Annotated in this window: 10 protein-coding genes and 3 pseudogenes; 3 read left to right on the forward strand and 10 right to left on the reverse strand. The window is 59.9% G+C overall.

Going from position 1 to position 10,603, the window contains the following annotated elements:
* The 7 genes from AC0L2Z_RS34045 to AC0L2Z_RS34075 form a co-directional block, all read right to left on the reverse strand.
* Positions 1–738: extracellular solute-binding protein (locus tag AC0L2Z_RS34045; RefSeq protein WP_473630472.1), on the reverse strand; the 738-nt coding region annotated here is incomplete at its 3' end.
* Positions 739–890: 152 nt separating this feature from the next.
* Positions 891–1,178, reverse strand: a complete 288-nt coding sequence (locus AC0L2Z_RS34050) for a hypothetical protein (protein ID WP_473630473.1) — start codon at positions 1,176–1,178, stop codon at positions 891–893.
* Between the two features lie 272 nt (positions 1,179–1,450).
* A complete protein-coding gene (locus tag AC0L2Z_RS34055; RefSeq protein ID WP_473630474.1) occupies positions 1,451–2,671 on the reverse strand; it encodes a serine hydrolase domain-containing protein in 1,221 nt (406 codons plus the stop codon).
* A gap of 266 nt (positions 2,672–2,937) precedes the next feature.
* On the reverse strand, positions 2,938–3,762 hold the full coding sequence (locus tag AC0L2Z_RS34060; protein ID WP_473630475.1) for an ABC transporter permease: 825 nt from the start codon (positions 3,760–3,762) through the stop codon (positions 2,938–2,940).
* On the reverse strand, positions 3,755–4,669 hold the full coding sequence (locus AC0L2Z_RS34065) for an ABC transporter permease (RefSeq protein WP_473630476.1): 915 nt from the start codon (positions 4,667–4,669) through the stop codon (positions 3,755–3,757). Before AC0L2Z_RS34065 ends, AC0L2Z_RS34060 begins: the two co-directional genes overlap by 8 nt.
* A complete protein-coding gene (locus AC0L2Z_RS34070) occupies positions 4,666–5,781 on the reverse strand; it encodes an ABC transporter ATP-binding protein (RefSeq protein WP_473630480.1) in 1,116 nt (371 codons plus the stop codon). The genes AC0L2Z_RS34065 and AC0L2Z_RS34070 overlap by 4 nt, the downstream gene beginning before the upstream one ends.
* 213 nt (positions 5,782–5,994) lie before the next feature.
* A complete protein-coding gene (locus AC0L2Z_RS34075; protein ID WP_473630477.1) occupies positions 5,995–6,261 on the reverse strand; it encodes a hypothetical protein in 267 nt (88 codons plus the stop codon).
* A gap of 436 nt (positions 6,262–6,697) precedes the next feature.
* Here AC0L2Z_RS34075 and AC0L2Z_RS34080 point away from each other — a divergent pair.
* The 3 pseudogenes from AC0L2Z_RS34080 to AC0L2Z_RS34090 all read left to right on the forward strand — a co-directional run.
* Positions 6,698–7,226, forward strand: a pseudogene (locus AC0L2Z_RS34080) (CoA transferase subunit A); the annotation flags it as partial.
* A gap of 239 nt (positions 7,227–7,465) precedes the next feature.
* Positions 7,466–7,722 (forward strand): annotated as a pseudogene (locus tag AC0L2Z_RS34085) (Glu/Leu/Phe/Val dehydrogenase dimerization domain-containing protein).
* 21 nt (positions 7,723–7,743) lie between these two features.
* Positions 7,744–8,059, forward strand: a pseudogene (locus AC0L2Z_RS34090) (transposase); the annotation flags it as partial.
* A gap of 100 nt (positions 8,060–8,159) precedes the next feature.
* Here the strand turns inward: AC0L2Z_RS34090 and ehuA are convergent.
* From ehuA to ehuC, 3 genes are all read right to left on the reverse strand, one after another.
* On the reverse strand, positions 8,160–8,936 hold the full coding sequence (ehuA, locus tag AC0L2Z_RS34095) for an ectoine/hydroxyectoine ABC transporter ATP-binding protein EhuA (RefSeq protein WP_473630481.1): 777 nt from the start codon (positions 8,934–8,936) through the stop codon (positions 8,160–8,162).
* Between the two features lie 103 nt (positions 8,937–9,039).
* Positions 9,040–9,708, reverse strand: a complete 669-nt coding sequence (gene ehuD, locus AC0L2Z_RS34100; RefSeq protein WP_473630478.1) for an ectoine/hydroxyectoine ABC transporter permease subunit EhuD — start codon at positions 9,706–9,708, stop codon at positions 9,040–9,042.
* Complete coding sequence (gene ehuC / locus AC0L2Z_RS34105; protein WP_473630479.1) at positions 9,705–10,376, reverse strand: ectoine/hydroxyectoine ABC transporter permease subunit EhuC; 672 nt, start codon at positions 10,374–10,376, stop codon at positions 9,705–9,707. Before ehuC ends, ehuD begins: the two co-directional genes overlap by 4 nt.
* Positions 10,377–10,603: the final 227 nt, after the last annotated feature.

Here is a 10,603-nt window from a genome sequence, read left to right on the forward strand (position 1 = left end):
TTTTTTTAGCGCTGTGGTGCGGGTCATATACAAGATTCCGGCGTCATATTCACCATTGCGGAAACCTTGAACCATCTGGTCGCCGGTCGTAAACCACGTCGTGACATCGGCGCGCAACTCGTCGAGCTTCTTAAAGCCGCGGTCCACGTCCATCGGATAGAGCTTGTCCCTGGGCACGCCATCGGCCAAAAGAGCCGCCGTCATCTGCGTGACAGCGTCCGCCCCCGCGGGCATGGCGCGGGCACCGGGAAAACGCTTGGTGTCCCAGAACTGCTGCCACGTGGTCGGCCCGCCATTGGGGAAGTTCTCCTCGTTGTAGGCAATCAATGTCGCGCCACGGAGGGAAAGGATCCCTGCGGCATTGCAGGCGCCGAGCAGATCCGAGCGATCCTTGAATTGCATGCAGAAGTCTGAAAGGTCGTCTGCCCTCGTCAAGTGATCCGGTGCCTCGGCTGATATATCTTCTTCTGTGAAGATGTCCCACGTAACGTTGCCGGATTTGATCATGGCCTCCACCTTGGCGCGCCCTTCATCGTTGCTGCTGGTCGGAACCACGACAACCTTGATCCCGGTGGCCTTCTCGAAGGGGTCGAGCCAGTATTCGCGAATAGTCTTTTCATAGGAGCCGCCAGAGGTAGATATGACGACTTGGCGATCCTGCGCCGTCGCTGGAACCGCAGACGATGCGAGCGACAATGCCGCGAGTCCATAAAGGCCAATCATGAGTTTGCTTTTCATTTTCGTTCTCCTCGGGGGTTCGATGATCTTTGACGCACTATGAGATTGCGTATCATGACAGCGCACGCGCGCCACTTCAGCTCCCAACGCATTCACTTTACAATTTAAAAAGTTCCCCGCATTTTCAGTCAGTTATGAGGGGGCCGATTTTGTTATTCGGCGCGCTCAGAGCGTCTCCAGTGGTCGCGCATCTGCTGTTGCTCGCGCAACGCTGTCAGCGCATCGGCGGGAATACCCAGCAACTCACCTGGCGAGGACGGGCCAAGCGGAGCCTGTCGCATATTTTGATCTATTTCTGGGCGGAGCGTATCGTTCCCATCAGCAGGATCGGATATCAATAACATGGAGAGGCCGGGACGACCCTTGAAGTGATGTCCTCGAACAGCTTCCCGGTTATGGTCTTCCCCGATGCCGGAGATGAAAAAGCGACAATCGCTCATCGAAAGAGACCAAAAGCAAAGACTGCGCCGTGGTCACATCGGTGACTACGGCAAGACCATATCGAAGAGAGCGCGTCCGCGGCCCGCCCCGCAATTGAGGACGGGCACTACACGTGCCGTCCAGCGCTTGGGTGGCGCACTGATCAAGCGGCGCACACTCAACTCCAGCCACTGCCCCATTGAGAAACGCTTTCGCCAAGATCAGGCGCCACCCAGAACGCCACCGATCGCTTCGTCGAAGCTTTTGTTTTGGGCAAGTGCGCCATCGCAGGTTATGCGCACGCATCCCTGATGGCGTGGATTGCCGCCAGCGTTTCGGCCGAACGATCCGAGTTCGACGCTTCCGGCCAAGCCGACAGTTTCACCGCCGCAAAATCGGCTTCCGGGTCGATATAGATCTTCTGGCCGAAAGCGCCACCGCACATAAGCGCACGGCGCCCCGGGTCCTCAATCCAAAACTGGTTGCGATAACCACCTGCTGGCAGCACGCTCGGCACTGAAGAAGTTGTATCCGAGTAATATTGCGGCTCGCCCAAAGATGGATGGTGATTACCGCTTCGCGTCTCCTCGATCCATTCCGATGGAACGATCTGCTTCCCGTTTAGCGCTCCGCCGCGCAGGAGCAGCAGCGCGAACCGGGCATAGTCACGAAGCGTCGCATTGAAGCAACCACTCCCCACGGCAAAGCCGCCATGGTCCACGGTGATATAGGCGTCTTCCTCCGCGCCCATCGGCGCCCACAGTTCGGTGCTAATGAGCTCCGCGAGCAGCTTCCCGCTTGCACGCTGCATGATGAAGCCCAGCACGTTGGTCTCGGTCGACCGGTAGTCGAACAGTGCGCCATGCGGATGCTGCTGCTCGGTCAGCCGCAGGATGAGCTGCCACATGGTTCGAGGGTCGTCGGCAGTTTCCAGAGGTTTCAATCCCGCAGCTCTCTGCATCATGTACGCGTGAGTGCCAGGCTTCGTGTAGGGTCCAGTAACCGCTACACCGGTGGACATGTCGAGCACGTGCTGCACCGTGGCGCCGCGATAGGCGGTCGCTTCGAGTTCCGGCAGATACCGCGTCACCGGGCTGTCTGTGTCGATGAGACCCTTGTGGACAAGTATGCCGCACACCGTCGCCGTAATCGACTTCGATACCGACATGGCGAGGTGCTGACAGTGCGGCTTGAGGCCGTTCATATATCTTTCGGCTATGACCTCGCCGTGGTGCAGAACAAGAAATCCGTCGGTAAAGCTGCTGTCCAGAAACTCGCGGATGGTGGAATGCCGTCCGGCAACCTCGAACTCGATGCCATCGATGTCCGTGATCCGCTCCGGAAGCTGCAGGACAGGTCCCCGGCCGCGCCAGATTGATGCGCTCGGCACAAACTCGCGATGCCGCTGAAACGTCCAGCGGTTGTACGGGGCGAAATCCCACACAGTCCGCGGAATTATCGGCCCGCCGGGTCTCATCGGATCGGGCTGCCAATCGGGGCTGGTGTCGTTCATAATTTTCTCCTCTATTGGTAGCAGGTATGAAAAACCTCTGTGGTTCATCCGACAATCTAGTCGAGGTGGGAGACAGGACGCTATCAACATGCGTTATTCCCTAGGGCGGAGATTTATGATCTGAGGGTCCTGCTCAGATCATCGACGCGCCCGAGATCCGATCGACGATTAATGCGCGGTCGCTAGGGCATCCCTCCAGTCCACCCTTCAGCTATATAACCTCAGCTACGGGCCGGCGGCCTCGGCGCGCAGGCCCGTGAAGACGATCAGGAGTTTGTTCTGTTCTGGGCAAGACGTATCGTACCCATCAGCAGGATTGAAATGGCGACGATGATCGTGGAGACGGCCGCGATGACTGGGGTAAGATTTAAGTCTATGTCCTCGAACAGCTTTCTGGTGATCGTCTTCCCTTCGATCCCAGAGATGAAGAAGGCGACAGTGGCTTCATCGAACGATGAGATAAAGGCGAAGACTGCGCCAGTGATCACGCCGGGGGTGATTTGCGGCAGGACGATTTCGAAGAAGGTGCGGCCGCGTCCGGCCCCGCAGCTGAGGGCCGCCATTTCGAGAATGGGGTCGAAGCGCTGAAGCGACGCCGAGACGGCAACGACCACATAGGGAACGGTCAGCATGGTGTGCGCCAAGAGAAAGCCGAAGAAATTCCCCGTCAGGCGAAGCGGCGCGAAGAACAGATAAAGCGCGATCGCGATGATGATGTGAGGAACGATCAGGGGGCTGAGCGCCAAACCGAGAACAAGTGATTTCCCCGGCAGATCGCCACGCACCAGGGCGACAGCGCCAAGCGTCCCGATGATCGTGGCAGAAATCGTGGTGAAGAAGGCGATGCGCAGGCTAAAAAGCGTCGCAGCGATCCAGTCAGGGTCACTGAAATACTCGACGTACCAGTGCAGAGTCAGCCCCGAGGGCGGAAACTCAATATAGGGAGCACTCCCGAGCGAGATCGGTATGATGATCATCGTGGGCAGAATCAGGAAAAACAGGATGAGCGCAACAAGGAAGCCGGCGGCGATCTTGCCGAGCGCGAGAGGACGATACGGGCGTGCTTGGCTCAAAGCGATGGTCTCAGACATTGCCGAATCCTCCGAAGCTGGTCAGGACCCTGCGGAACATGAAAGTGAGGACTAATGTAACCATAAGAAGAAGCATCGCCAGCGCGCCAGCGAAAGGCCAGTCGAGCAGGACCGTCGTCTGCTGTCCGATCAACGTCGCCATCATTAGCGTTTGGGGCCCGCCCACGAGGGCTGGCGTGACGTAGAAACCGAGCGCCAGGATGAAGGTCATCAATGTGCCGGCAAAAACACCAGGCAGACTGAGCGGCAAGGTGACTTTTAGAAATGTTGTGAACACTCCGGCGCCAAGATTTGCTGCGGCCTGGGGCAGTTCCTTTGGAATGGTGCGTAGTGAGCTGTAGATGGGTAGGATCATAATAGGTATCAGCACATGTGTCATGGCGAGCAAGACAGCGCCTTCGGTATAGATGAGCTTGAGCGGGTGATCGAGGACGCCGGTTCCAATGAGGATGTCGTTGAGGACGCCCCTACGCTGCAACAGGATGATCCAGGCATAGGAGCGCACAAGAACCGAGGTCCATAGTGGGACCAGGACGCAGGCTGCAATCCAGAGGGTCAGCTTGCCGCCTGCGCGCGCCATGGCACAGGCAACCGGATATCCAAGAACGAAGGCGCCGGCCGTCGTCGCAAATGCGATCCAGAGCGTACGTAGCAGAACCTTCAGATAAAGCGGCTCGGTGAAAACGCGGACATAGTTGTCGAGGGTGAAGCCGGGGTGGAACAAGCTGCCGACCAGCATACGGCCGACCGGGTATAGAAAGCTAAAGAACAAGAGCAGAAGGAGGGGCAGCAGCAGCACAGCCGTCAAGAGCGGCGGATATCTGCCGCCGGTTCCGGTGACTACGAAGAGCCGCCCAAAACGTGGCGCGGGGGCGGGAGTGACGGGAGACGCGTCCAGACTGCTCATTGGCCGTCGCCTCCGCCGGAAAAAAGGTGAATGGCATTGGTTTGGAGCACGATGTCGACTGCATCGCCGCGTGCGAATGTCGCCACGGCCCGGCTTAAGGGGGCCTGGACATGGAGCGGTGGGCCGCTGCAACCATCGATGTTGACCAGAAGAATCTGGTGCGTGCCGAGATAGATCGAGGTGTCCACCGTGCCGGGAACAGCATCTGGGCCGCCGGAGCCGCGTGTGGCAAGGGAGATGTTCTCCGGCCGGATCGCGGCCCGCAGCGACAGTCCGGGAGAAAGCTCCAGGGCGTGTCCATTGAGCGAGCGCGTTACGCTGAGAGTCGAGGCGTCGGTGACCCTGATCTGGTGGCCGGCCTTCTCGGATCCCAGATATTCGACCGGCAGGAAGTTCATCTTGCCGATGAAATCTGCGACGAATGGAGAGGCCGGCTCGCTATAAAGACTGGCGGGGCTACCGATCTGGGCGACTTGGCCGTCGTCCATGACCGCGATGCGGTCCGACATGGTCAACGCTTCCTCCTGGTCGTGGGTCACATAGATGACAGTGACGCCAAGACGCTGCTGAAGCGTTTTGATCTCGATCTGCAACTGTTCGCGGAGCTTCTTATCGAGTGCGCCAAGGGGTTCGTCCATCAGAAGCACGGGGGGCTCGAAGACCAGCGCCCGCGACAGGGCAACCCGCTGCTGCTGCCCCCCCGACAACTGGGAGGGCATCCGACTGCCATAGGCGTCGAGTTGGACCATGGCGAGCGCCTCGCTCACCCGCCGCTGGATCTGCGCGCGATCCATTTTTCGCATACGCAGAGGGAACGCCACGTTGTCGTTCACCGACATGTGGGGGAATAGGGCATATTTTTGGAAGACCATGCCCACATTGCGCTTGTTGGGAGCAACATGCGTGACATCGGTCGCACCGATCTCGATGAGACCCGCAGACGGAAGCTCGAAGCCCGCGATCATCATCAAGAGGGTCGTTTTGCCGGAACCCGAGGGCCCGAGGAGCGAGAGGAACTCTCCCGGCTTCACATCAACAGACACATCCTCTACTGCCGTGACCGATCCGTAGCGCTTCGCAAGCCGGCGGACCGTGACACTTTCACCCTTCATTACGTTCTCCGCTTCATGTTCGAGTTCAGTGCGAATAGAGCCGGTGGCCTGCAAGTTCACCCGGCCCAATCGAACAGTCTCCGCCACTTCTATTCAGCCATTCTAGACAAGCGTAACCCCGGCATAAACCCGTGCAGATTATGATCCGACCCTATTCGTTATGAGCGCATGAGGTCCTCAGTTGCCGCTCCCCACCTTGAAGCTGTCACCTGTCTACGCTTTCCGATTGGCCGATTGGCCGCGTGGTCGCGGGAGAGGCGGACAGCGGCCCGATTTCGGCATGCATCGGCAGCGCCAGCGAACAAAAATAGACGGCAAGGTTGTAGGTTCGGCGCGCACCTCAAGCCACTTCGCGAAGGGAGCCAAGATGTTCAGCGCTTCAAGCGGCTCAACAGTCGTGCTGGCGAAGATATCTGCTGCCGGCAATACCGCATCAATGTTGCCAAGGTTCTGACCAGCGGTGACATAGGCCTGTTCCATATCACCATCCAATCGCAAGAATGAAGCCGTCAATTTTCGCGCATTCCCATCGACCGGCTGAACGTGTCGCCGTGATCACGCGCCATGTAGACGTGCCCCGGATGCTTCCGAGATCCCGCCATCCGTCCGCAAGCGGCTTGCTCGTGCCGCTTCTCGAGCGGCCAACGGCGAGCCGGAGTATTTCGAGATCGTTGCCTACCCATGTCGACTCGTCGTTCGGCGGCACGATAATGATCTGAAGAGAGTGGCCTCGATCATAAATCTTCGGCTCTCGGAATAACTCGCGTCGCTCGCACACCGGCAGCCATCCCGACATGATGTGCCTTATGAGCTTAGTTTGCGAGGCAACTCGCGCCCGCAACGGCAATTGAGCCAGCGCGATCGCATAGGGCGATTCGCTCCACAATGAAGTGTTGATCAACTCTGGGCGAGCTACATGAATAAGGTCTATAGCAACGCGGGTTCTGCGTTGGAAGGTCTGTTGTTCGACGGCATGCTTATTGCTGCGGGCGGTGGCCTTTTCGGCATACCCGAGCTGTTGATCGGCGCGATCAGGGATGCGAGTACCAAGGCGCTGACAATCGCGTCGAACAATTGCGGCGTCGACGACTTTGGCCTCGGGCTATTGCTGGAGACGAAGCAGATCAAGAAGGTGATCTCGTCCTATGTTGGCGAGAACGCCGAGTTCATGCGCCAGTACCTTAGCGGCGAACTGGAATTGGAGTTCAATCCTCAGGGAACGCGGGCCGAGCGCATCCGCGCTGGCGGGGCCGGCATCGCCGGCTTCTACACGAAGACGGGCGTGGGTACAGTGGTTGCCGAGGCAAGGAACACAAGTCCTTCAACGGTGAGACCTTGTGCTCGAGACGGGGATTGTCACCGACCTGTCCATTTGTGAAGGCGTGGAAGGCGGATATCTCCGGCAATTCGTCTTTCGGAAGACGGCGAGCAACTTCCGCCGGCCGCTATCCTGATGCGTTTAGGAACAGTATCAGACCTTCATGCGGGCGAAGCATGCGCCGCGATGACCCCTGCAAGCGCGGCGGTTCAGCTGGAAGCCTCTGCCACGAGCTTTCTGAACAGTGTTGACCAGAATTTCCGCCATGCGATGAAGTTTCTGGATCTGCCCGAGGGGCTTGCCGAGCGGATTATTCAGTGCAACTCGACCTATTCGGTGCAGTTCGGTGTAAGACTGCGCGGCCGCATGTGCAGCTTTGTCGGCTGGCGCTCGGTGCACAGTGAACATTGCGAGCTCGTCAAGGGCGGTATCCGTTTCGCACCCAATGCCGAGCCGAAGAGGTGGAAGCGCTTGCGGCCCTGATGACGCTCAAATGCTCGCTAGTCGATGTCCCGTTCGGCGGTCGAAAAGCGCCGTTAAAATCGATCCGCGCGAATGGACGCCGCAGGAGCTTGAGCGCATCACCCGTCGCTTCACCCAAGAACTCACCAAGCGCGGCCTGATCCAGGCCGATGAGATCATCAAACATGAAGCACGAAGTGGCGCGGATGGCGCAGGCGATCGACTGCCTGTGCTGGAGCAGCGCTTCGGCGCGGTGTATTCGGGCGGCCCTGGCATGCCGCTGCTACCGACCCGGCTGTTGGCGGGGCTGGCGATCCTCGAGCATACCTTCAACCTGCCAGAAGGTGGCTGTTCGAGCGCTGGGTGGAGACCCCTCCTTCCAGTCTCGCCGGCGCGGAGTTCTTCTGCCACGCGCCGCCATTCGATCGCTCGCCGATGACGCGCTGGCGCAACCGCATGGGCGAGGAGCGGATCGTCGCGCTCATGCAGGAAAGCCTCAGGCATATCCCTTTTGGAAGGTGGCTCGCGCAGCGAGCCGGGTGGGGAGATCGCGTAAGCTTAGGCACCGCTCACCCGTTCGAGAAGACACCGCGTGCCCCTATCCCGCCTCTAGCACGGCACTGAGGAACTGCCGCGTCCGCTCGTTCTGCGGATTGCCGAAGAGCTGGTCTGGTTGGCCCTGTTCGGCAATCTTGCCGCCGTAAAAGAAGCAGACGCGGTCGGAAAACTCCTTGGCGAAGCCCATCTGGTGCGTGACCATCAGCATGGTGAGGTCATGCTCTGTGCCGAGCTTGCGGATGACGTTGAGCACTTCCCCGACAAGCTCCGGATCGAGCGCCGATGTCACCTCGTCGAACAGCATCACCTTGGGCCGCATGGCCAGCGCCCGGGCGATCGCCACACGCTGCTTCTGGCCGCCGGAGAGCTGGATCGGGAAATGGTTCTTCTTGTCGCCGAGCCCGACCATATCCAGCAGCTCCGCCGCTCGGGCCTCAGCCTCCTGCTTGGAGAGCCCGAGCACCGAGATCGGCGCCTCCATGCAGTTCTGCAGCGCGGTCATGTGCGGGAACAGGTTGAAGTGCTGGAACACCATGCCAATCTTGCCTCGTACGCGCCGCAGATGACGCTCGCTAGCCGGCACCATCTGGCCGTTCTTCTGCATGTGCGTGAGCGGCTCCCCGTCGACCCAGATCATCCCCTCGTTGATGCGCTCCAGCGTCATCAGCATGCGCAGCACAGTGGTCTTGCCCGAGCCAGAGGGACCGATGATGCACACCTTCTCGTTGCGGGCAATGTCGAGATTGAGTTCGTCCAGTACGCTAAGCGTCCCGTAGCGCTTTGCGACGTTCTCGAAACGGACCATGGGTTCGCTCATGACTTTCTCGTTGCGCACCATGCCTAGTTTGAGTTCCTCCAGCACGCTATAGCGCGTCGTGACGTTCTCCAAGCGGACTATGGTTTCGCTCATGGCGGACCTCCTACTGCAGATGGGAGCGGCGGTTGAGCCAGAAGCTCACCGCCTGCACGATCGCGGAAGCGACCAGGCTGAACACGAGGTAGAAGAAGCCGACCATGGTGATCGCCTCGATGTAGCGGTAGTTGTTGGCGCCGAAATTCTTCGCCTGCTGCAGCATCTCCAGGATCGCGATGGCTGCCAGGATCGGCGTGTCCTTGAACATGCCGATGAAGTAGTTGCCCAGGCCGGGCACGATGGGCGGGATCGCCTGCGGGAGGATGATGGCGCGCCAGGTCCGCGCCGGCGACAGGTTGAGCGCTGTGCAGGCCTCCCATTGCCCCCCTTCCACATTCTCGATACCGCCGCGGTAGCACTCCGAGCAATAAGCGGCGTAATGGATGCCGAGCACGCCGATGCCAACTATCCAGGCAGGGATGACGATGCCGAACTGCGGTCCGACAAAATAGACGAAGAACACCTGCAGCAGCAGCGGCGTGGAGCGGATGAACTCCACGATCTCCGCCATCGCTGTGGAGATGTAGCGGTTCGGTGACTGGCGGATCAGCGCGAAGACCAGGCCCAGCACCAGCGCGATCGCGAAGCCGAGCAGCGTGGCCTCAACCGTGACAATCGCCCCCCGATAGAGATACGGGAACGCCTCCCAGACGTAGGACCAGTCCCAGATGTTCATGCCTGCGCCTCCCGCACGAAGCCACGCGAGAAGCGGCGTTCCAGCCAGCGCACCAAGGGCGTGATGAGGGCGCGCGCGATGACGTAATAGCCGAACAGCGCCACCGCGAAGAACAGCAGGTAGTTGCCGGTGGCGTCGGCTGCCTGCTTGGAGGCGGTGGTCAGCTCGGTAATGGTGATGAAGAAGATGAGCGAGGTACTCTTAAGCAGATCGATCAGCAGGTTGCCCCAGGCGGGCAGCATGGCGCGGATCGCCTGCGGCAGGAGGATACGCCGCATCATTGTGAGCCGCGGCAAGTTGAGCGCGATGCCGGCTTCATACTGGCCCCGGTCGACGCCCTGGATGGCGGCACGGACCAGCTCGGCACCGTAACCGGACACATTCATGCCGATACCGAAGATTGCGACGGTCCAGGGTGACAACGCGATCCCGAAGATAGGCAGCACAAAGAACCACCAGTAGACCTGCACCAGCATCGACGTTCCGCGAAAGAATTCGATATAGGCCACGCCGAACCAGCGCAGCGGCCAAAGGGGCGAGATCCGGATCAGGCCAACGATCAGCCCCAGGACGATCGCCACCAGAGATGACGCGACGGTCACGACGAGGGTGATCATGACGCCTTTTGCCAGCGCTGCCACGCTGAAGCCGAGCGCGGCTTCGCTCATGTTCCTGCCTCCCTCCGGGCGCTCCCCGCCGCAAAGCCGGGGAGGCTCGTCAGGCGCATGGTGGCAATTCCCGGCCCGGCTTCAAGGCTTGCAGAGCTCGCTTGTCTTGGTGCCGTCCGGCAGGGTGGCTTTGGTGTAGCCGTATTTGCCGACCGACGCCATCATCTCGTCGGAACCGATATAGTCTTTCAGCGCGGCGTTGAAGGCATCGACCTCCGCCTGCTGGT

This window comes from Mesorhizobium sp. WSM4850, assembly GCF_055811735.1.